General features: G+C 52.7%; 16 protein-coding genes, 5 tRNA genes and 2 rRNA genes (1 of these 23 only partly in view). 22 read left to right on the forward strand and 1 reads right to left on the reverse strand.

All coding sequences use genetic code 11. The annotated features are described in order from the left end of the window. Both ACJJID_RS19805 and rrf read left to right on the forward strand, forming a co-directional pair. A 23S ribosomal RNA gene (locus ACJJID_RS19805) occupies positions 1-2091 on the forward strand (it extends 791 nt beyond the left edge of the window). Between the two features lie 204 nt (positions 2092-2295). After that, positions 2296-2411: ribosomal RNA gene (rrf, locus tag ACJJID_RS19810) — 5S ribosomal RNA — on the forward strand. 798 nt (positions 2412-3209) lie between these two features. On the opposite strand, the gene ACJJID_RS19815 is transcribed toward rrf, so the two are convergent. Continuing rightward, positions 3210-4172, reverse strand: coding sequence for a hypothetical protein (locus ACJJID_RS19815; RefSeq protein ID WP_444920939.1), 963 nt, complete (start codon positions 4170-4172; stop codon positions 3210-3212). 300 nt (positions 4173-4472) lie between these two features. On the opposite strand from ACJJID_RS19815, the gene ACJJID_RS19820 reads away from it, so the two are divergent. The 20 genes from ACJJID_RS19820 (at position 4473) to rpoB (ending at position 21453) form a co-directional block, all read left to right on the forward strand. After that, a complete protein-coding gene (locus ACJJID_RS19820) occupies positions 4473-5786 on the forward strand; it encodes an alpha/beta hydrolase (protein ID WP_444920940.1) in 1314 nt (437 codons plus the stop codon). Then, on the forward strand, positions 5783-6535 hold the full coding sequence (locus ACJJID_RS19825; protein ID WP_444920941.1) for an ABC transporter ATP-binding protein: 753 nt from the start codon (positions 5783-5785) through the stop codon (positions 6533-6535). Before ACJJID_RS19820 ends, ACJJID_RS19825 begins: the two co-directional genes overlap by 4 nt. After that, positions 6532-7725, forward strand: coding sequence for an ABC transporter permease (locus ACJJID_RS19830; protein ID WP_444920942.1), 1194 nt, complete (start codon positions 6532-6534; stop codon positions 7723-7725). Before ACJJID_RS19825 ends, ACJJID_RS19830 begins: the two co-directional genes overlap by 4 nt. A gap of 25 nt (positions 7726-7750) precedes the next feature. After that, positions 7751-8863 carry an alanine racemase gene (gene alr / locus ACJJID_RS19835; protein ID WP_444920943.1) on the forward strand — a complete coding sequence of 371 codons (1113 nt, stop codon included), beginning with the start codon at positions 7751-7753 and terminating at the stop codon, positions 8861-8863. A 5-nt stretch (positions 8864-8868) separates the two neighbouring features. Next, entirely contained in the window at positions 8869-9870 is a 1002-nt protein-coding gene (gene birA, locus ACJJID_RS19840; RefSeq protein WP_444920944.1) for a bifunctional biotin--[acetyl-CoA-carboxylase] ligase/biotin operon repressor BirA, read from the forward strand. Next, a complete protein-coding gene (locus ACJJID_RS19845; RefSeq protein WP_444920946.1) occupies positions 9867-10604 on the forward strand; it encodes a type III pantothenate kinase in 738 nt (245 codons plus the stop codon). Before birA ends, ACJJID_RS19845 begins: the two co-directional genes overlap by 4 nt. A gap of 17 nt (positions 10605-10621) precedes the next feature. Further along, entirely contained in the window at positions 10622-11311 is a 690-nt protein-coding gene (locus ACJJID_RS19850; protein ID WP_444920947.1) for an SPOR domain-containing protein, read from the forward strand. A gap of 194 nt (positions 11312-11505) precedes the next feature. Continuing rightward, positions 11506-11581, forward strand: a tRNA-Thr gene (locus ACJJID_RS19855). Positions 11582-11692: 111 nt separating this feature from the next. After that, positions 11693-11776 (forward strand) — tRNA-Tyr (locus tag ACJJID_RS19860). Between the two features lie 60 nt (positions 11777-11836). Beyond that, positions 11837-11910 (forward strand) — tRNA-Gly (locus ACJJID_RS19865). Positions 11911-11979: 69 nt separating this feature from the next. Then, positions 11980-12054 (forward strand) — tRNA-Thr (locus ACJJID_RS19870). Between the two features lie 131 nt (positions 12055-12185). Beyond that, positions 12186-13379, forward strand: coding sequence for an elongation factor Tu (gene tuf, locus ACJJID_RS19875; protein ID WP_444920948.1), 1194 nt, complete (start codon positions 12186-12188; stop codon positions 13377-13379). A gap of 101 nt (positions 13380-13480) precedes the next feature. Beyond that, positions 13481-13556, forward strand: a tRNA-Trp gene (locus tag ACJJID_RS19880). A gap of 116 nt (positions 13557-13672) precedes the next feature. Then, complete coding sequence (gene secE / locus ACJJID_RS19885) at positions 13673-14041, forward strand: preprotein translocase subunit SecE (RefSeq protein ID WP_152451114.1); 369 nt, start codon at positions 13673-13675, stop codon at positions 14039-14041. A gap of 10 nt (positions 14042-14051) precedes the next feature. Then, positions 14052-14585: a transcription termination/antitermination protein NusG gene (gene nusG, locus ACJJID_RS19890; RefSeq protein ID WP_152451116.1), complete on the forward strand. Its 534-nt coding sequence runs from the start codon at positions 14052-14054 to the stop codon at positions 14583-14585. Between the two features lie 154 nt (positions 14586-14739). Then, positions 14740-15171, forward strand: coding sequence for a 50S ribosomal protein L11 (gene rplK, locus ACJJID_RS19895; protein WP_152451118.1), 432 nt, complete (start codon positions 14740-14742; stop codon positions 15169-15171). Further along, positions 15172-15867, forward strand: coding sequence for a 50S ribosomal protein L1 (gene rplA / locus ACJJID_RS19900; protein ID WP_152451120.1), 696 nt, complete (start codon positions 15172-15174; stop codon positions 15865-15867). A 279-nt stretch (positions 15868-16146) separates the two neighbouring features. Continuing rightward, positions 16147-16641, forward strand: a complete 495-nt coding sequence (rplJ, locus tag ACJJID_RS19905) for a 50S ribosomal protein L10 (RefSeq protein ID WP_020411124.1) — start codon at positions 16147-16149, stop codon at positions 16639-16641. 77 nt (positions 16642-16718) lie between these two features. After that, entirely contained in the window at positions 16719-17084 is a 366-nt protein-coding gene (gene rplL, locus ACJJID_RS19910; RefSeq protein ID WP_152451123.1) for a 50S ribosomal protein L7/L12, read from the forward strand. A gap of 295 nt (positions 17085-17379) precedes the next feature. Next, positions 17380-21453, forward strand: coding sequence for a DNA-directed RNA polymerase subunit beta (rpoB, locus tag ACJJID_RS19915; RefSeq protein WP_152451126.1), 4074 nt, complete (start codon positions 17380-17382; stop codon positions 21451-21453). Positions 21454-21475 lie beyond the last annotated feature (22 nt).

Raw genomic sequence — 21475 nt, forward strand, 5'->3', positions numbered from 1 at the left:
GGTTCTCCTCGAAAGCTATTTAGGTAGCGCCTCGCGTCTCACCCTCGGGGGTAGAGCACTGTTTGGGCTAGGGGGTCATCCCGACTTACCAACCCCATGCAAACTCCGAATACCGAGGAGTGCAATCGCGGGAGACACACGGCGGGTGCTAACGTCCGTCGTGGAAAGGGAAACAACCCAGACCGCCAGCTAAGGTCCCAAATACCAGTTAAGTGGGAAACGATGTGGGAAGGCCCAGACAGCTAGGAGGTTGGCTTAGAAGCAGCCATCCTTTAAAGAAAGCGTAATAGCTCACTAGTCGAGTCGGCCTGCGCGGAAGATATACCGGGGCTAAAACTGGTAACCGAAGCTGCGGATGCTCTTAGGAGCATGGTAGAGGAGCGTTGTGTAAGCCGTTGAAGGTGGATCGGGAGGTCTGCTGGAGGTATCACAAGTGCGAATGCTGACATGAGTAACGACAAGGGAGGTGAAAAACCTCCCCGCCGGAAGACCAAGGGTTCCTGTCCAACGCTAATCGGGACAGGGTTAGTCGACCCCTAAGGCGAGGGCGAAAGCCGTAGTCGATGGGAAACAGGTTAATATTCCTGTACTCGCTATTACTGCGACGGAGTGACGGAGAAGGCTAGGCCAGCATGGCGATTGGTTGTCCATGTTTAAGGTTGTAGGCTGGGGACTTAGGCAAATCCGGGTCCCTAAGGCTGAGAACTGATGACGAAGCCCACTTAGTGGGTGAAGTGGTTGATGCCCTGCTTCCAGGAAAAACTTCTAAGCTTCAGGTAATAGTGAATCGTACTCTAAACCGACACAGGTGGTCAGGTAGAGAATACCAAGGCGCTTGAGAGAACTCTGGTGAAGGAACTAGGCAAAATGGTACCGTAACTTCGGGAGAAGGTACGCCGGTTTTGGTGATGGGACTTGCTCCCTAAGCTGAGGCCGGTCGAAGTGACCAGGTGGCTGCGACTGTTTATTAAAAACATAGCACTCTGCAAACTCGTAAGAGGACGTATAGGGTGTGACGCCTGCCCGGTGCCGGAAGGTTAATTGATGGGGTTAGCTTCGGCGAAGCTCTTGATCGAAGCCCCGGTAAACGGCGGCCGTAACTATAACGGTCCTAAGGTAGCGAAATTCCTTGTCGGGTAAGTTCCGACCTGCACGAATGGCGTAACGATGGCCACGCTGTCTCCACCAGAGACTCAGTGAAATTGAAATCGCTGTTAAGATGCAGTGTACCCGCGGCTAGACGGAAAGACCCCGTGAACCTTTACTACAGCTTTGCACTGAACTTTGAGCCTACTTGTGTAGGATAGGTGGGAGGCTTTGAAGCAGTAACGCTAGTTGCTGTGGAGCCGTCCTTGAAATACCACCCTGGTATGTTTGAGGTTCTAACTCTGGTCCGTTATCCGGATCGAGGACAGTGTATGGTGGGTAGTTTGACTGGGGCGGTCTCCTCCCAAAGAGTAACGGAGGAGTACGAAGGTGCACTCAGCATGGTCGGAAATCATGCAATGAGCATAATGGTATAAGTGCGCTTGACTGCGAGTCAGACATGACGAGCAGGTACGAAAGTAGGTCATAGTGATCCGGTGGTTCTGTATGGAAGGGCCATCGCTCAACGGATAAAAGGTACTCCGGGGATAACAGGCTGATACCGCCCAAGAGTTCACATCGACGGCGGTGTTTGGCACCTCGATGTCGGCTCATCACATCCTGGGGCTGAAGCCGGTCCCAAGGGTATGGCTGTTCGCCATTTAAAGTGGTACGCGAGCTGGGTTTAGAACGTCGTGAGACAGTTCGGTCCCTATCTGCCGTGGGCGTTGGAGATTTGAGAAGAGTTGCTCCTAGTACGAGAGGACCGGAGTGAACGAACCTCTGGTGTTCCGGTTGTCACGCCAGTGGCATTGCCGGGTAGCTATGTTCGGACGGGATAACCGCTGAAAGCATCTAAGCGGGAAGCCTCCTTCAAGATAAGATCTCCCTGACTCCTTGAGAGTCCTAAAGGGCCGTGGAAGACTACCACGTTGATAGGCTGGGTGTGGAAGCGCTGTGAGGCGTTGAGCTAACCAGTACTAATTGCCCGTGCGGCTTGACCATACAACAGAGATGGTTACTAACGACTAGCTAAGCTAGCGGATTGTGAGCAAGAGACATACAATCGCTTGCGGTGTATTACTACAGATTGTTTTACCGACTAATTTGGGTTGACTGTTAACTGCTGAAAAAGCAATGGCAAACGAACAGTCAAACGGCAGCGCAGGGCAAACGCCCATAAGACCAACGCCAACCCAAGCCAGTTTGCCTGACGACAATAGAGTTGTGGAACCACCTGATCCCTTGCCGAACTCAGAAGTGAAACGCAACATCGCCGATGGTAGTGTGGGGTCTCCCCATGTGAGAGTAGGTCATCGTCAGGCTTCTAATCCGAAAGGGCCACCCATTGGGTGGCCCTTTTTTTATGTGTGAAAAAATAGTTAATAAAAATAATAAAAACAGAAAATAAAAAAGAGCTGGAAGAAAAATGTGCTCTGGAGAAAAATAAAAACTCCGTTCAAACCCCAACCGAATTTTTACTCGCAATACTTCCGCCGAAAAATCCAGCTCGACAAAAACCCCAGAAAAATACAAAGTCTCTGAAAAAGTCCGAACGGCTTCCAGCCCTTTAAACAAAGCATTTTTCTCAATATTTACGTCAAGCAAAAAATAAGAAATACAGAAAAATACGCCACGTTATTTAATCCGCATCTCACATACCGCAAAAAAATCCTCCGAAATGAAAAAATGATATCCAGTACAAAAAAGTCATTGCACTAAAAAACTGACCAGAAATATCAATAAAAAGTTCGGTGATTTTTTGCACGTTTTGGTGAGCCTGAGCAACCACGGGCCCTGGCGCGGATATACCGCAGTTATGCACAAGTCTATCCAGACTTTCTGTGAGTAAAGCCAGCCTGTGGAAAGTGGATAAATGGCTGGTGTTTTTTTACCCGCTGAAAAGGGCCCCACGTAAACAGGGGCCTGAGCGTGGATATCCCGGAGTTATACACAGGTCTGTCCATGGATTCTGTTAGTAACAGCCTGTTAATAGAATTGTCACTATGGGGAAACAGAGATTTGCTGTGGATATATGGGGAAATGGGATGGGCTTGATCGCATCACCTAGAAGGCAATAAAAAGCCCCACAGGGGGCTTTGAAGAGGCTTTAGAGGTTTGTGTTACGCCATTTGTTCGTAAGCATTATCAGGAACCAGGTCGTATTGCATTTCCTTCAAGCTCAATTCATCGAGAGGGACGAGAGCAGAAGGAAGAGAAAAGCGCCGAATCGGCGAGTCCCCATGGCAGTCCATGACTTCGATATTTTCTAAGCTCTCCTGCAGTTTATACAACAAACTCTTCAGGTGAGTTGCACTCGCCGAGGATAGCGATTGGTAATCGTATGTGCCATCGAGCTTAACAAAACGTGACTCATTGCCGGCCTCTTCTATTCGGAGCCAGGCAGCACCTTTATTTGTGCTTGGCTCGCCAAGGATCATCGGCCCGAGAGGGTCTTCATAGACGGGAACTAGCTCTGTTTCTTTCGGAGATAGCAGGGTACCCACCCAGACCCAGCCAGAGAGGCTTATACGGCTTAACTGCCATTCACATAGCCAGACAGTTTGATCGTCATCTATGCGAAATTCCCGGTAGTCTCGCTGGCCAAGATAATTGTCAAAAGAGACTTTGGCACTGGGGTTGTCCCTACGAAAGCTGTGTAGTTGCTGGGTCATTTCATAATTGACTTCCCAGTGCTTTTTTAAACGCCATTGCATGGGGTATTGGCCCCACTCGACAATGTACTCTTCCCGTTCAGAAATGGTTTCAACTACCCGCCAGAAAGCACCATCAATCAGTATGCAGGTTTCACCGACTTTGCAGCCGGGTGCAATAAAGCTGCACTCTGGCGATGTCTCAGAGGCGCTGACGATATGCTCGGCGCGTCCCTCGATAACCTCATACCAGGGAAAACCATGGCGAAGTGGGGGGGGGAAAGCCAGTGCAGGTCGGCCGCCAAGTAAGCGGCGGAAAAGTACCGACTTTTCAATTTCCAGGTCAGAAAGTGTATACCCCTCCTGCTGGGTGATCTGGCCCCAGGCAAAAGCGGCTCGAATTAAATGTTTTTCACGGTCTGAAAAGCTCATGGGTGCAGTCATGGGCAAGCTAAAACAGAAACCTTACCACTGAGTGCAGATGGGTGCTAATGCAATTCTTCGATTGAGAGCTGTATAGGACATGGATACAGGAAGTTGGATACACTGCTGTGATCGACACCATAGGTTAAGGAGAATAATGTCGTGTTTGGTGTTAAAAGGCCGCTAAATGGCATAGCCACAGTATGTAGCCTGTTATTCGCATCGGTATCGGTCTCGCAAGAATTGTCTGGTGCTCAGGATTGCTATTTAGATGGCTGGAGGCATCCACTACAGTGTGAGCAAATTCCAGTGGGTGAGGGAGATAGTAAAGTTGAATTGGCGGTATTTGTTTCACCGGCTTTAGATAAGGCAGAGCGCGAACCTTTATATCTTCTTGCCGGTGGGCCAGGGCAAGCGGCGAGTGATCTCGTTCCTCTACTGAATAAGTTCCGTAAAATTAATCAAAATCATGCAATCGTCATGGTAGATCGAAGAGGGACTGGACTTTCCCGGCCATTTAATTGTGGTATTGATCGGCATACGCCGATGGACTTAACACTTATCTCCAGGGAGTTGGAACAGTGTTATCTACAGCAGGCTAACTTTGCTAATTCCTTGAGCAGTCGACAAGCTGTTGAGGACCTGGAAGCGGTGCGAAAGCATCTCAATCACAATCGAATCTCTCTGTGGGGGGGATCCTGGGGGACGCGGACTGCGCTTCTTTATCAACAGTGGTATCCCAACAGTTTAAAAGCTCTAGTGCTTGATGCTGTAGCACCTATTGATACGAAGGTATTTCTCAGTGCGGCGGCCGCGGAAAGTGCTCTTCAAATATTGATGCGAGACTGTCAGTTCGATCCAACCTGTTCTGAGTTCGGTAACTGGAGGAAGGTTTTGGACGATCTGTTAAGTCAGTGGAGTGAGTCCATGGCAATAGACTTCCGTGATCCACTGACAGGAGAAACAATGAAATACCCAATGTCTCGTTGGGTTTTACAAAATACGATACGTACTGCGCTTTATTCTCCAGAGGCAGCTGCACAATTACCCTTTGCTATTCAGCAAGCGGGTTTGGGTAATTACAACCCTCTCGCCGGAATTGCCGGACTATTTCCCGACTCAGCAGTAGGCATGTCTCTTGGGTTAACGCTTTCAATAGCCTGTGCGGAAGAATTATCTCGTATTACGGATGAAGAAATTTCAGTGGATACCAGTAACACCTTTGTGGGGAATGCTTTTTTAGAGATATTTGAGCGTGGTTGTGAAGTTTGGCCAGTAGCCGATAGGCACTATGCTAAGCCACAACTCCGCGATCATCCGGTGCTGCTGATTTCCGGTGAGGCCGACCCAATCACACCGCCAAAATATGCGGAAAAGCAACTTGGATACTTGACCAATAAACAGCATTTAATTATTGCCAGTGGCGGTCATATTAATTCGATGAGAGGTTGTGTTCCTCGATTGATCAAAGAGTTTCTGGACTCTCCAGAGGAAGAACTGCAAACAACCTGTGTCAATAAAATCCATAGGCCACCCTTTATGAGTGGAATTTATGGGCCTGAGATCATGCCGGATATAACTCCTACAGCCGAAAGTGAAGAGCTTAAGGAGAAAGTGTTGTGATTATATTGGAAGGAGTAAATAAGCAGTTCTCTGGAAATACTGTACTTCACAATCTGCAATTTTCTGTGCCCGATGGTCGGATTACAGCCTTACTAGGAGCTAACGGTGCAGGAAAAACGACATGCCTGAGAATTATTGCGGGTCTACTGAAAGCCGATAGCGGTAATGTTTCTGTGGGTGGTCTAGATCCCTATAAAAACCCAAAAGGCGTTCGTCGGCAGCTCGGCATTGTCGGTGATAGGGAAGGGCTCTATGAGAGGCTCACCGTCGCAGAGTACTTATCCTTTTTTGCCGGTGCACAAGGATTGGCAGGGGCAGAATTGGAAAGGGCTTTACAGTCGGTGAGGGATGAGCTGGAACTATCCAGCCTTTGGAATCGCCGAACCAAGGGGTTTTCCCAGGGAGAACGAATGAAAGTTTCTCTCGCCAGAGCATTGGTGCATAGACCTAGGCACTTAGTGCTCGATGAGCCAACCCGGGGGTTGGATGTGCTTGCGGCCCGCCTGCTGCGCAAAACCCTCTTGCGATTACGTGAAGAGGGAACGGCTATTTTATTTTCCAGCCATATCATGGCTGAAGTCCTTGAACTTTCCGATGAGGTACTGGTTATGGCCGAAGGTGCAATAGTGGGAAGTGGTGCCCCAATTGAGCTTATGCGGCAAACCGGTTGTGAAAATCTTGAGGATAGCTTTGTAAAGCTCGCCTACGGAAATTTGGCAGAGAGAAGTAAATATGGTGAGCCAGCATGATGTTTTTTAAAAATAGGCTTACCGAACAAATGCGAGTACTACTTCTCAAAGAGTTGCACGAAGTTTGGCGAGACCGGCGCGCTTTACTGATCACACTGGGTTTTACCTTGTTGTTTCCCGCGCTGATGGTTGGCAGCGGGGCTTTATCTTTGAAGGTAATGTCTGAAACCACCTTTAATGTAGCGATTGTTGGAGCAGAGTATGCACCTCTCTTAGAGGAGAAGTTGCAGGGAGGGGACCTTAATGTTGAGCGATTGCAAGATGGGGTTCCACAAGCACTTTTGACAGGTAAATATGATGTGGTTTTGCAAATAGAGGAAAGTTTTGCAGAAGATTATCGAAGCCTGTTGTCTCCCAAGGTTTATTTGTATGTGGATAGCGCGGATCAGTCCGGTGGGCGCGGAGCACAATTGGTACAGCAGCATCTGGCACAACTTCAACAGCTGGTTGTGCAACAGCGCTTAGCGGCTCGAGGTTTAGCCACACAGGTTTTAGCCCCGTGGCAACTTGAGGTGAGGGATGTCAGTACGCCTTCCAGTCGAGGATTGGCAATGTGGGGGCTGATGGTTCCCGTGCTACTGATAATGGCATTACTGGTGTGCAGCGCAGCCCCCTCTATCGACACTTCTGCTGGTGAACGTGAACGCATGACCATTGAGGTGTTGTTGCAGCAGCCTTTTAGTGGTTGGCAACTTCTAGTGGCAAAGGTTGTGGCCGTTACTAGTATTGGCTGGTTTGGTGCGCTCCTTTCACTGGCAGTTTTAACCGTTTCATTTAGCTTGCTTCCTCTGGCTGAGATTGGGGTTCGCTTTTCTGCGGGGATCTTTGAGCTCATTACGATAAGTCTCATACTGCTCCCCCTTGCGCTTCTGATCGCTGTACTGCAGATCCTGTTGTCGTTGCGCTCCCGCTCTTTCAAGGATGCCCAGATTCAGTTGAGCATTTTGCAGGCGCTACCTGTCACACTATTAGTTGCATTAAAGCTCTTCAATATTGAGTTGGACTCTCCCTGGTGGCAGCTGACTCCGCTTATCGGGCAGCAGCAGTGGTTGAGTGCGTTAATGGCTGGGGAGTCCGTTTCTGCGCTCCTGGCCATAGCTGGTTCCCTGGTCACCCTTTCTTTGGTGGGGCTGTGTATATTAGTAGGTGCCCGTGCTTTACGACGTGAAAGCTTACTGGGGGCAACCTAGCTGGTGAATAGAGAGTTGTGATGGCATGAACGATTTTCGCGAGGGGCTGTTGAGTATCAATTTGCAGTCCATTGCTGACAACTACCTGGATCTGACTAAGCGGTTGGCAGCTGGTACCCGCTGTGGCGCTGTGGTCAAAGCCGATGCTTATGGTCTTGGTATGAGCCAGGTTGTGCCTGCTCTTTACAGGCAGGGTTGCCGAGACTTTTTTGTGGCAACTCAGACAGAAGGGGAGCGCTTGCGCAAGGAGCTGGGAGATAGTGTTCGCATTGTTATCTTGACCGGAGTACGCGCTGGTGCGGAACTGGAGTGTGCTCGCGCAGGATTAATGCCGACGCTCTTTACTTTAGAGCAGCTTCGCAATTGGGTAGATATTTGCGCCAGTGCGAAGGTTGAGGCCCCCTGTGCGGTAAAAATAGATTCAGGTATGACCCGCCTGGGTATGGCTCCAGAGGAGTTTGACGAGTTACTAAAGGATAGTCAGTTACTGCACTCGGCGGATATCCGTCTATTGCTGAGCCACCTTGCGTGCGCGGATGAGCCACAGCATCCGCAAAATGATTTTCAGTTGCGTAGCTTCAAGGAAGCAGGGGAAAAGCTGCGCGCGCTGTGCCCAGAGGTTCAGCTGAGCCTTGCCAACTCATCGGGCATTTTCCTCGGCGAGGACTATCACTTTGATATCGCACGACCGGGCTCTGCGCTTTATGGGGTCAATCCGATTCCCGGTACCCCTAACCCAATGCGCCCTGCCGTGTCGCTGAGCTTGCCTATCGTGCAAAAGCGTTATGTTAGCCGTGAACAGTGGGTGGGTTATGGAGCGACCCAACAGATAGCAGCGGGCAGCTGGCTGGCAGTGGCCCGCGGTGGTTATGCCGATGGGATAATCCGGGCTCAGGGCGGGCGTGGTTGTGGCTGGGCTTATGGCCGCCAGCTGCCGATAATTGGCCGGATTTCCATGGATTCCACAACGTTTGATATTTCTGCGCTCTCCCAAGGAGAGCGAGAATCCCTCCAATCCATTGAGATCCTGAACAAAGACCTAACTGTTGATGAGGTAGCTGAATACGCTGGTACCATAGGTTATGAAGTACTGACCAGCTTAGGGCACCGCTATTTCCGTCGCTACATAAAAAGTTGATTACCTTGCTAGATACTATTGCGAAGAGTCCGCTGGAGCCGTTGCGCCCGGTATTGGAATTATTGGCTGATGGTGAGATGCACTCTGGTGAGGCTCTCGGCGCAGCCTTGGGGGTCAGCCGCGCGGCAGTTTGGAAACAGCTGCAGAAGCTTGAACAGTATGGATTGATACTGGACTCCATTAAGGGGCAGGGTTATCGCTTGCCTGGAGGCTTGGAGCTCTTATCTGCCGAAAGTATTTACAGGGCACTCGGCGAGGAAGCTGGGGCGTTGTTGGGGGAGCTGATCCTATTTGATGAGGTGGACTCCACTAACACCCAGTTGTTGTCGCTGATGGAAAAGGGCGAGGGTCATGCGGTTGCGCTGCTTTCCGAGCGTCAGAGTGCAGGCCGCGGACGTCGTGGTCGCCAGTGGATCAGCCCCTATGGTGCGGGTATCAGTCTTTCTGTTGGCTGGGAGTTCAATGGCGGTGTGCAATCCCTGGAGGGGTTGAGTCTCGCCGTGGGGGTGGCCATCGCCAGGGCATTGGAGCGTTTTTCGGTACCGGATGTCCGCCTCAAGTGGCCAAATGATGTTTGGTGTCGAGGTCGAAAGTTGTCCGGTGTTTTGCTGGAGCTAAAAGGCGATCTCACGGATCGCTGCGCTGTGGTGATTGGTATTGGCCTAAATAGCGGTCTGCGAAATGAGAGTGCCAATGCTATTGATCAGCCTTGGGCGGATTTGCAGCAGGTAAAGCCTGGAATTTCACGCAATCAATTGGTCGCAGCGATCCTGGCTGAGCTACTGCCACTTTTACACAGTTATGCCGAACAAGGTTTTTCGACTTACCGAGAAGCCTGGATGCAGCTGGATCAGTTTGCCGGGCAAAAGGTTACTCTGCAGGCTGGCACCCAAACCTGGTGTGGAATTGCCGCAGGAGTCAGTGAAAAGGGTGCATTAGAGTTAAATATTGATGGAGAGATACAACACTTCCACGGTGGAGAGATCTCTTTACGGGGGCAGGTTTGATTCTCGAACTGGATATTGGTAATACCCGGGGCAAGTGGCGCCTGCTGAGTGAGGGGCAGGTGCGTTCCAGAGGCAGTTTTAAAACGGCTGATCTGCGTCCGGGACATTTGCCCGAAGGGTGGGATCTGCTGGATCCCCGGAGAGTGCGGGTGGTCAATGTGGCGGGGCCGCAAGTCGCGGAAACGCTGATTGGGCATGTACAGGAGTTGTTCTCTCTCGAGGTGGAGTTTTCCCAGGTTCTGCTGGAGTGCGCTGGAGTAGCCTGTGGCTATGACAACCATCGCCTGCTTGGCGTCGATCGCTGGCTGGCGATGCTGGCGGCTTATGATCGAGAGCGCCGGGCGGCTCTAATTGTGGACTGTGGCAGCGCAGTGACTTTGGATCTGGTCGACAATAATGGGTGTCATTTGGGAGGTTACATAGTCCCCGGTATCGGCCTTATGCAGCGCTCACTGTATCTTGATACCCACGCGGCCAAGAGTGCGCAGGATATCACCTTAATAGAGTCCCTCGGCGCCGGTCGCAGCACCGATGAGGCTATTAACCGAGGCCTCCTGTTGATGGTGCTCGGAGCTATTGATCGCGCACTGGAAGAGTTGCGCGGATATTGTGAGGAGGAGCCGTTGTTATGGCTAACAGGCGGCGATGCCCCTCTATTGTCAGCACTTTACCAGCGGGAGCACCACCTGGTTCCAGAGCTGGTAATGGACGGCTTAGCATTAAGTAACCCTTGAAAAATAAATAATGCTCTATGCGTTGGATAGCTCTTTCTTTACTACTGTTGAATTTCGGCGTTTTCGCTTGGTTTGTCAGCACCACAACCGCTGAAAAAGAGAGGGTAAGGATCGCCGACAAGCGGGCGGAGGCCCAGATTCAGGGTATTACCCTGGTCAGTGAAATGTCGCGGAAGGATCTATCTCCTCTGGCAGCGCCTTCTGCGCCGCCACCTGCCGAGCACTCAGCAGAACAGCTTTGTACATTACTTGGCCCCTTTGCAGAGGAGTTCCTGGGTGAGGCGATAGTACAGCGCTTAAAGGCCTTACAGGTTGACGCCATTTTGCGAGATGTGGAAATGCAGGGGCAGATGCGTTATTGGGTCTTTCTGCCCCCGTTAAATTCCCGTCGAGAAGCCTATAACCGCTTGCGTGAATTGCAGGCGCAGGGGATCGATAGCTATGTGATCCCCAAGGGGGCGCTGGCGGATGGAATTTCCTTTGGTATTTTTAGTGAACGTTTACGGGCTGAATCACTGACCAGTGAGCTGCTTGAGAAAGGGATTCGCGCGCAATTCCGTGAGGAGCCACAGACCCATAGCGAACGCTGGATTGTGTTGGCACCAGGGGCATCCGATGATTTGGCTCCCGAGTTTTGGCTCCAGCTACAGCAGGAGTACCCCGATTTGGACCGGCGTCGAAATCTCTGTGCAGAGGTGGCGGGTTGAAAGGGGTTGGGCTATAGGTCTAGATCCTCAAACGCTGATCGTACGCGGCCGTTTATTGCTGCATGTAGCAATAGGCGACACAAAAAATTCTGATTTATCTGTAAAAAGGGTGTTGCTTGTCGGGATAACTTCCCCTAGAATCCCGCCTCCATTGACGAGGGTGACAATTCAACTTCGACAATGGACGGGATAGGGCTGGCGTAGCTCAGTTGGTAGAGCAGCTGACTTGTAATCAGCCGGTCGGGGGTTCGACTCCTCTCGCCAGCTCCATTTTTATCCCGGCGCTGTCCAGCATTAAGTTTTGTAGCTAAGTCTGTGAAATTTAAAGAAAAAAATGTTGACAGCGCGGCGGAAGGTGTAGAGAATGCACCCCGCATTGAGGCAGGGGTTCCCGAGTGGCCAAAGGGATCAGACTGTAAATCTGACGCGAAAGCTTCGGTGGTTCGAATCCACCCCCCTGCACCATTTTTTACACCGTAAGGTGTTGCCGGCGAAACAGGTAGTTTCGTCTGGAGGCTCCCGCAAGCGGGCATAGTTCAATGGTAGAACCTCAGCCTTCCAAGCTGATGATGCGGGTTCGATTCCCGCTGCCCGCTCCAATTATGGGTTCGGCTGGAATGCTCTCCAAAACGGCAAGCCTTGTGGTCGCCTAGGAAAGGCGGTGATTTGCTCATGTAGCTCAGGGGTAGAGCACACCCTTGGTAAGGGTGAGGTCGGCGGTTCAAATCCGCCCATGAGCTCCATTTTTCAATAGCCGCAAGAGTGAGAGCTCTTGCGGTTGTTTGTGTCCGGGGTCGGGGTTTTTCCGGGTCGGATGCGCATGTTCTGGACGTGGGTGGTGTCGTTAGCGGCTCATCCATATTAGGAGGCTGCAATGGCAAAAGAAAAGTTTGAACGTTCCAAGCCCCACGTGAACGTGGGCACCATCGGTCACGTTGACCACGGTAAAACCACCCTGACTGCTGCTCTGACTCGCGTATGTGCCGAGGTTTGGGGTGGTGCTGCCGTTGCTTTCGACGGTATCGACAATGCTCCGGAAGAGCGTGAGCGCGGTATCACCATCGCTACCTCTCACGTTGAGTACGAGTCCCCGACTCGCCACTACGCGCACGTAGACTGCCCCGGACACGCCGACTACGTTAAGAACATGATCACCGGTGCTGCTCAGATGGACGGCGCTATCCTGGTATGTTCCGCAGCTGACGGCCCCATGCCGCAGACTCGTGAGCACATCCTGCTGTCCCGTCAGGTAGGTGTACCTTACATCGTGGTATTCCTGAACAAAGCGGACATGGTAGACGACGAAGAGCTGCTCGAACTGGTAGAAATGGAAGTTCGCGAACTTCTCGACCAGTACGAGTTCCCGGGTGACGACACTCCGATCATCGTTGGTTCTGCTCTGATGGCCCTGAACGGCGAAGACGACAACGAAATGGGTACTACCGCTGTTAAGAAGCTGGTAGAAACCCTGGACGAGTACATTCCTGAGCCGGAGCGTGCGGTAGACCTGCCGTTCCTGATGCCGATCGAAGACGTATTCTCCATCTCTGGCCGTGGTACTGTTGTTACCGGTCGTGTAGAGCGTGGTGTAATCAACACTGGCGACGAAGTTGAGATCGTTGGTATCCGCGAAACCACCACCACCACCTGTACTGGTGTTGAAATGTTCCGCAAGCTGCTCGACGAAGGTCGTGCTGGTGAGAACATCGGTGCGCTGCTGCGTGGCACCAAGCGTGACGAAGTTGAGCGTGGTCAGGTACTGGCTAAGCCGGGCTCCATCACTCCGCACACCAAGTTCGAAGCGGAAGTGTACATCCTGTCCAAGGACGAAGGTGGTCGTCACACCCCGTTCTTTAAAGGCTACCGTCCTCAGTTCTACTTCCGTACTACCGACGTAACTGGTGCGGTAGAGCTGCCGGAAGGCACTGAAATGGTAATGCCGGGCGACAACATTCAAATGGTTGTTACCCTGATCGCTCCGATCGCCATGGAAGACGGCCTGCGCTTCGCTATCCGCGAAGGTGGTCGTACCGTAGGTGCGGGCGTTGTTGCTAAGATCATTGAGTAATCTTTGATCTTCGTGTCGCCGGGATTCCCCGGCGGCGCAATAGATGAGAGGGTTGTCTGTAGCTCTCTCTATCTTCGGATGCTGTAGCATCCATGCTGTACAGGCCAGTAGTTCAATTGGTAGAGCACCGGTCTCCAAAACCGGCTGTTGGGGGTTCGAGTCCCTCCTGGCCTGCCATTTTAAACACTCCACTTGAAATAAGTTTAGGGGTGTCGCAAGACCCTACTTTTCAGTGGGGCTTTTGTGTTTTTGAGCACTAAGGGCTTATCTATAGTGCGCTAAGGGCTTCATATATGAATGCTAAAGCAGAAGCGAAAACCTTTCGTCTTGACGGCCTGAAGTGGCTGCTAATAGTGCTGCTGGTTGGTGGTGCTGTAGCGGGCAATTCTTATTATGCCGAATTCCCCCTGATTTACCGCGTACTGGCAGTGACTGCAATCTGCCTGGCTGCCCTGGTTGTTGCGGTGAATACTGCGAAGGGTAATGCACTCTGGCAACTTTTGCGCGAGGCGCAAACAGAAGTCAGGCGCGTGGTTTGGCCGACTCGCCAAGAGGCCACCCAGACGACAGTGATTGTGGTGGTTTTTGTGTTGATTATGGCGCTAATTCTCTGGGCGCTGGACTCCGCTTTAGGTTGGGCGGCATCCAAACTCATCGGCTAAAGGTTGATACATGGCAAAGCATTGGTATGTGGTCCAGGCTTACTCGGGCTATGAGAAGCGTGTCGCCAGCTCTTTGAAAGAGCGTATTGAGCTACACGAAATGGACCACCTGTTTGGTGAAGTGCTGGTTCCCACCGAAGAAGTGGTGGAGATGCGAGCAGGACAAAAGCGCAAGAGTGAGCGCAAGTTCTTCCCGGGTTATGTCCTGGTGGAAATGGAACTGAATGACGATACCTGGCACTTGGTGAAAGAAACCCCCCGAGTGCTCGGTTTTATCGGTGGCAAGGCAGATAGGCCTGCCCCGATTACCGATCGAGAGGCCCAGGCTATCCTGAATCGAATTGACGATTCCGCCGATAAGCCCAAGCCCAAGACCCTGTTTGAACCAGGTGAAATGGTTCGGGTTATCGACGGTCCGTTTAATGATTTCAACGGTGTGGTCGAAGAGGTCAACTACGAAAAGAGCCGCCTGCGCGTGGCCGTATTGATCTTCGGGCGCTCCACCCCCGTTGAACTGGAGTTTAGTCAGGTAGAAAAGACCTGATTCCAGTGTAAATTTTTTGCCCTCTTTCGCCGCAAGGTGGAAGGGGGTTTTCGCGTCCCCGGAAAATATATTTTGTTTTTTGGGGCGGGGAGCCAGCTCTCTGCCGAGAGGTAAGTTGTGGCTGGCGTTACCACCCATCTAGAGGAGAGCTGTAATGGCTAAGAAAGTAGAAGCTTATATCAAGCTGCAAGTTAAGGCCGGTCAGGCCAACCCAAGTCCGCCCGTTGGTCCTGCACTGGGTCAGCACGGCGTGAACATCATGGAATTCTGTAAGGCGTTCAACGCCCAGACTCAAAGCCTTGAGCCGGGTCTGCCGGTGCCGGTTGTGATCTCTGTATACAGCGATCGCTCCTTCACCTTCATCATGAAGTCCCCGCCTGCTGCAGTACTGCTGCGCAAGGCTGCCAAGATCAAGAGCGGTTCCGGTCGTCCGAATACCGACAAGGTAGGTAAGGTTACCCGCGCTCAGATCGAAGAGATCGTAGAAATGAAGAAAGCCGACCTGACTGCATCCGATATGGACGCGGCCGTGCGCACTATCGCCGGTTCCGCACGCAGTGCCGGTATCGAAGTGGAGGGTCTCTAAGTGGCTAAATTGAGCAAGCGTCAGCGCGTAATCGCTGAGAAAGTTGAAGCTGGTAAAGCCTACGGCATCGAAGAAGCCGTAGCTCTGCTGAAAGAGCTGTCCAACGTTAAGTTTGCAGAGACTGTAGACGCCTCTGTAAACCTGGGTATCGACCCACGTAAATCCGACCAGGCTGTTCGCGGTGCGACCACTCTGCCGCACGGTACCGGTAAAGAAGTTCGCGTAGCTGTTTTCACCCAGGGTGCAAACGCTGATGCCGCTAAAGAAGCGGGCGCTGACCTGATCGGTATGGACGAGCTGGCTGCCGACGTTAAAGCGGGCAAGATGGACTTCGACGTAGTGATCGCTTCTCCAGATGCGATGCGCGTTGTGGGTCAGCTGGGTCAGATCCTCGGCCCGCGCGGCCTGATGCCGAACCCGAAGACTGGCACTGTAACTCCAGACGTTGCTACCGCTGTTAAAAATGCTAAAGCTGGTCAGGTGCGTTTCCGCGCTGACAAAGGCGGCATCATCCACGGTGGTATCGGCAAAGTTGCTTTCGATGCGAACTTGCTGAAAGAAAACCTGGAAGCTCTGGTAGCAGACCTGAAGAAAGCCAAGCCGGCTTCTGCAAAAGGTGTGTACCTGAAGAAGATCACCCTGAGCACCACTATGGGCCCAGGTCTGGTTATCGACCAGTCTTCCCTGAACATCTAATTGAAGCTGTGCGCTAACACTGTTAGCGCACAGTAAATCGAACTTTGGGGTCCACTTGATGCTTCGGCAGAAATGTGGGCCGTCAAAGACCGTAGGTGCCAGGTACGTTGAGGTTTAACGTGTCTGGCTTAATCCAAGCCTCGGCCAGGTTGGCCGTTAAGAGGCTTGAGCCTACGCAGACGGTGTCGCCCAAACCAGTATTTTTACTGGATTTGAGCTTTATGCACCGGAACGGATCGGGCGTTGAGCCCGGTTTTTTTCAAATCCAGGAGTGACACTATGGCTATTGGACTCGAAGACAAGAAAGCGATTGTCGCAGATGTCCAGCAAGCTGCTGAGGGTGCTCTGTCTGCGGTTGTTGCGGATTCCCGCGGCGTTACCGTAAATGACATGACTGCCCTGCGCAAAGAGGCTCGCGAGAACGGCGTTTGGTTAAAAGTCGTCCGCAATACTCTGGCGCGTCGCGCTCTGGCAGGAACCGATTACGAATGTCTGACTGACAAATTCGTAGGTCCTAGCATCATTGCATTCTCTAACGAACACCCAGGTGCCGGCGCGCGCATCCTGAGCCAGTTCGCCAAGGGCAATGACAAGCTGGAACTGAAAGGTGCTGCCTTCGAAGGCGCGATCACCGACGTCGCATTGTTGGCAAGCCTGCCGACTTACGACGAGGCGATCGCCAAGCTGATGAGCGTATTGAAAGAAGCATCTGCTGGCAAGCTGGTCCGCACTATCGCGGCCGTTCGCGACCAAAAAGAGCAGGAAGCTGCGTAATACATTCGCTTTGGCGAATCGCGGTTTCAAAACGAAATACGAGCAGCTACTGCTCAAACCAATTCAGGTAATGACTCATGTCTCTGACTAAAGAAGATATCATCAACGCTGTTGCCGAAATGTCTGTTAAGGACGTTGTTGAACTGATCGAAGCAATGGAAGAGAAGTTCGGTGTAACTGCTGCTGCAGCAGTTGTAGCCGGCCCGGCGGCTGCTGAAGCAGCTGAAGAGAAAGACTCTTTCGACGTAGTTCTGACTTCTGCAGGCGACAAGAAAGTAAACGTGATCAAGGTTGTTCGCGGCATCACCGGCCTGGGCCTGAAAGAAGCCAAGGCACTGGTTGACGGCGCTCCAAGCCCGCTGAAAGAAGGCGCAACCAAAGACGAAGCTGAAGCAGCTAAGAAAGAGCTGGAAGAAGCTGGCGCTACTGTAGAACTGAAGTAATTCAGTTACTGCGATTCCCGCTAGCGGTCGCGTAAAGCGACAGATAGCGGTAAGGCTGGTGGACTTTTGTCCGCCGGCCTTTTTGCCGTTTGCGGTACTGAGGTTTTAGCGGTGCCGGCGGTATAAAACCGTGGCAAACCTCAATTTAACCATAGCGCAGTTGCGCTGCCCGAAAGCAAGCGGAGAGGTTTCTGAACAGTGCAGGCAATCTGTATTGTTCAGAGGCTTCTCGCCCGGAGGGACTCCCGAATGGAGTCCCACGAAGTCTTGTCACTGATCAAGCTGGGGAATTTGAATGGCTTACTCATATACTGAGAAAAAACGTATCCGCAAGGATTTTGGCAAACTGCCTAAGGTCATGGATGTGCCCTTCCTGCTTGCGATACAGCTGGATTCATATCGCAATTTTACACAGGCCGACAAGCGCCCCGACGACCGCTTGGACGTTGGCCTGCAGGCGGCGTTTAAATCCGTATTTCCGATTGTCAGCTATTCCGGAAATGCCGCCCTGGAGTACGTGAGCTATACCCTGGGTAAGCCCGCCTTTGATGTCAAGGAATGTACTCTGCGCGGCGTGACTTACGCCTGTCCGCTGCGTGTACGTGTGCGTCTGATTATTTACGATAAAGAGTCTGCCAATAAGTCCATTAAGGACATCAAAGAGCAGGAAGTCTACATGGGCGAGATTCCGCTCATGACCGATAACGGTACCTTTGTGATTAACGGTACCGAGCGTGTAATCGTATCCCAGCTGCACCGCTCCCCAGGTGTTTTCTTCGATCACGATAAAGGCAAGACTCACTCCTCCGGTAAGCTGTTGTACGCCGCGCGCGTAATCCCCTACCGTGGCTCCTGGCTGGATTTCGAATTCGATCCAAAAGACTTGGTATTCGTGCGCATCGACCGCCGCCGCAAACTTCCAGCGACGATTCTGCTGCGCGCTCTGGGTTATAGCTCCCAGGAAATGCTGGAAATGTTCTTCGAGACCAGCAAGTTCGAACTGCAGGAAGATCGCGTTAGCCTGGAACTGATTCCCTCCCGCCTGCGCGGTGACGTGGCTTCTTTTGATATCAAAGATGGCCAGGGCAAGGTGATTGTGGAAGAGGGGCGTCGTATCACTCCGCGCCATATTCGCCAACTGGAAAAAGCCGGCGTAGAAAAGCTGGACGCGCCGTTGGAGTACCTATTTGGCCGTATTCTGGCTCACGACATTATCGACGAGTCTACTGGTGAAATTGCAGTCGAGTGTAATGCTGAGATTACCGCTGAGGTGATCGCGCAGCTGCGTGCTCTGAATATCAAGCAGTTCGAAACGCTGTATACCAACGACCTGGACCGCGGACCCTTTATCTCCGATACCCTGCGTGCAGAGCCTTCCCGCACCCAGCTGGAAGCGCTGGTAGAGATCTACCGTATGATGCGCCCGGGCGAGCCGCCCACCAAGGAGTCTGCAGAATCCCTGTTTGAAAACCTGTTCTTCACCGACGAGCGCTACGACCTGTCTGCCGTTGGCCGTATGAAGTTCAACCGCCGCCTCGGCCGTGAAGACGAAACTGGCCAGGGCACCCTGAGCAAAGAAGATATCGTCGATGTACTGAAAACATTGATCGATATCCGCAACGGTCAGGGTATGGTCGATGATATCGACCACCTGGGTAACCGCCGCGTGCGTTCCGTGGGTGAAATGGCCGAGAACCAGTTCCGTGTTGGTCTGGTACGTGTTGAGCGCGCAGTGAAAGAGCGTCTGTCCATGGCGGAGTCCGAAGGCCTGATGCCGCAGGACCTGATCAATGCTAAGCCGGTGGCTGCTGCGGTGAAGGAGTTCTTCGGTTCCTCACAGCTGTCCCAGTTTATGGACCAGAACAACCCGCTGTCGGAAGTGACCCACAAGCGTCGTGTTTCCGCACTGGGCCCAGGTGGTCTGACCCGCGAGCGCGCCGGCTTCGAAGTGCGCGACGTACACCCGACGCACTACGGCCGCGTATGCCCGATTGAGACGCCGGAAGGACCGAACATCGGTCTGATCAACTCCCTGGCAACTTATGCCCGTGCCAACCATTACGGCTTCCTCGAGAGTGCCTACCGCAAAGTGGTTGACGGCAAGGTAACTGACGAAATCGAGTACCTGTCTGCGATCAACGAAGCAAACTACGTTATCGCCCAGGCCTCTGCGGCAGTGGATGACAACGGTAACTTCGTTGACGACCTGGTGAGCGTACGTCACCACAACGAGTTTGCTTTGAAAGCTCCGGCAGAAATTCAATATATGGATGTTTCTGCCAAGCAGGTGGTCTCCGTAGCTGCAGCGATGATCCCGTTCCTTGAGCACGATGACGCCAACCGCGCATTGATGGGATCGAACATGCAACGTCAGGCGGTTCCAACCCTGCGCGCTGAAAAGCCGCTGGTGGGTACCGGTATGGAGCGCACCGTAGCGCGCGACTCCGGCGTGTGCGTGGTTGCCAAGCGCGGCGGCATTATTGAGCGTGTCGACTCCAGCCGCGTGGTAGTTCGTGTAGCGGACGCCGAGGTTGAAGCCGGCGATGCAGGTGTGGATATCTACAACCTGACCAAGTACATCCGTTCCAACCAAAATACCTGTATCAATCAGCGTCCGATTGTTAACACTGGTGATCGCGTAACCCGCGGCGATATCCTCGCCGATGGTCCTTCGGTAGATCTGGGTGAGCTGGCTCTGGGCCAGAACATGCGCATCGCGTTTATGCCCTGGAACGGATACAACTTTGAGGACTCCATCCTCATTAGTGAGCGTGTTGTACAGGAAGACCGTTTCACCACGATCCATATTCAGGAACTGACCTGTATCGCCCGTGACACCAAGCTGGGCAGCGAGGAAATCACTGCGGATATCCCCAACGTGGGTGAGTCTGCGCTGAACAAGCTGGACGAGTCCGGCATTGTATATATCGGTGCGGAAGTAGGTGCCGGCGATATCCTGGTCGGTAAGGTGACTCCTAAAGGCGAAGCTCAGCTGACCCCGGAAGAGAAGCTGCTGCGCGCTATCTTCGGTGAAAAAGCTTCCGACGTTAAAGACACCTCTCTGCGCGCGCCCAGTGGCACCCGCGGTACCGTGATCGACGTGCAGGTGTTCACCCGTGACGGCCTGCAGAAAGACCAGCGCTCCATCGATATCGAGAAGGCGCAGCTGGATGAGGTTCGCAAGGACCTGAACGAGGAATACCGCATTGTTGAAGGTGCGACTTTTGAGCGTCTCCAGCAAGCGCTACAGGGCCAGAAGGCTGCCGGTGGTAAAGGTATCAGCAAGGGCCAGGAGCTCACCGCTGAAGTACTGGGCGGACTGCCGCGCGAAGACTGGTTCAAGCTGCGCATGGAAGACGAGAGTCTCAACGAGCAGCTGGAGAAGGCCGAAGCACAGCTGAAAGAGCGTCGCAAGCTGCTCGACGAAGCCTTCGAAGACAAGAAGAAAAAACTGGAGTCTGGCGATGACCTGGCTCCGGGCGTTCTGAAAATCGTCAAGGTTTACCTGGCGATCAAACGCCGCATCCAGCCGGGTGACAAGATGGCCGGTCGCCACGGTAACAAGGGTGTGATCTCCGTGATCAAGCCCGTTGAGGATATGCCTTACGACCAAAACGGTGAGCCAGTCGATATCGTTCTGAATCCGCTGGGTGTTCCCTCGCGGATGAACGTTGGTCAGGTTCTGGAAATGCACCTGGGTATGGCCGCGAAAGGTCTTGGTGTAAAAATCGACAAGATGATCAAGGACCAGCAGGAAGTCGCCAAGGTGCGTGGGTTCCTGGAAGAGGTATACAACTCCACAGGCGGTCGCAAGGAAGAACTGGATCAGTTCTCCGATCAGGAAGTCATGACCATGGCGCAAAACCTGCGTCGCGGTGTGCCCATGGCGACCCCGGTATTCGATGGTGCCGATGAGAGCGAGATCAAGCAGTTGCTGCGCCTCGCCGATATCCCCGATTCCGGCCAGATCACTCTGCACGACGGTCGTACCGGTGACGCCTTCGAGCGTCCGGTTACCGTGGGCTACATGTACATGCTGAAGCTGAACCACCTGGTAGACGACAAGATGCACGCGCGTTCTACCGGTTCCTACAGCCTGGTTACCCAGCAGCCGCTGGGTGGTAAGGCACAGTTCGGTGGTCAGCGTTTCGGGGAGATGGAAGTGTGGGCGCTGGAAGCCTACGGCGCCGCATACACCCTGCAGGAAATGCTCACGGTCAAATCCGATGACGTGGAAGGGCGGACCAAGATGTACAAAAACATCGTGGATTCCGACCACCGTATGGAGCCCGGCATGCCGGAGTCCTTCAACGTACTGGTTAAGGAAATCCGCTCTCTCGGTATGAACTTCGAGCTCGAGCACGAGTAAGACCGATTGGTGCAAAAGCCTG

It is taken from the genome of Microbulbifer sp. CnH-101-G (assembly GCF_052466775.1).

Coding starts and splice junctions, on each gene's coding strand:
- ACJJID_RS19815 (WP_444920939.1), bottom strand. CDS start 4,172: ATGAGCTTTTCAGACCGTGAAAAACATTTAATTCGAGCCGCTTTTGCC.
- ACJJID_RS19830 (WP_444920942.1), top strand. CDS start 6,532: ATGATGTTTTTTAAAAATAGGCTTACCGAACAAATGCGAGTACTACTT.
- alr (WP_444920943.1), top strand. CDS start 7,751: ATGAACGATTTTCGCGAGGGGCTGTTGAGTATCAATTTGCAGTCCATT.
- ACJJID_RS19850 (WP_444920947.1), top strand. CDS start 10,622: ATGCGTTGGATAGCTCTTTCTTTACTACTGTTGAATTTCGGCGTTTTC.
- tuf (WP_444920948.1), top strand. CDS start 12,186: ATGGCAAAAGAAAAGTTTGAACGTTCCAAGCCCCACGTGAACGTGGGC.
- secE (WP_152451114.1), top strand. CDS start 13,673: ATGAATGCTAAAGCAGAAGCGAAAACCTTTCGTCTTGACGGCCTGAAG.
- nusG (WP_152451116.1), top strand. CDS start 14,052: ATGGCAAAGCATTGGTATGTGGTCCAGGCTTACTCGGGCTATGAGAAG.
- rplK (WP_152451118.1), top strand. CDS start 14,740: ATGGCTAAGAAAGTAGAAGCTTATATCAAGCTGCAAGTTAAGGCCGGT.
- rplJ (WP_020411124.1), top strand. CDS start 16,147: ATGGCTATTGGACTCGAAGACAAGAAAGCGATTGTCGCAGATGTCCAG.
- rplL (WP_152451123.1), top strand. CDS start 16,719: ATGTCTCTGACTAAAGAAGATATCATCAACGCTGTTGCCGAAATGTCT.
- rpoB (WP_152451126.1), top strand. CDS start 17,380: ATGGCTTACTCATATACTGAGAAAAAACGTATCCGCAAGGATTTTGGC.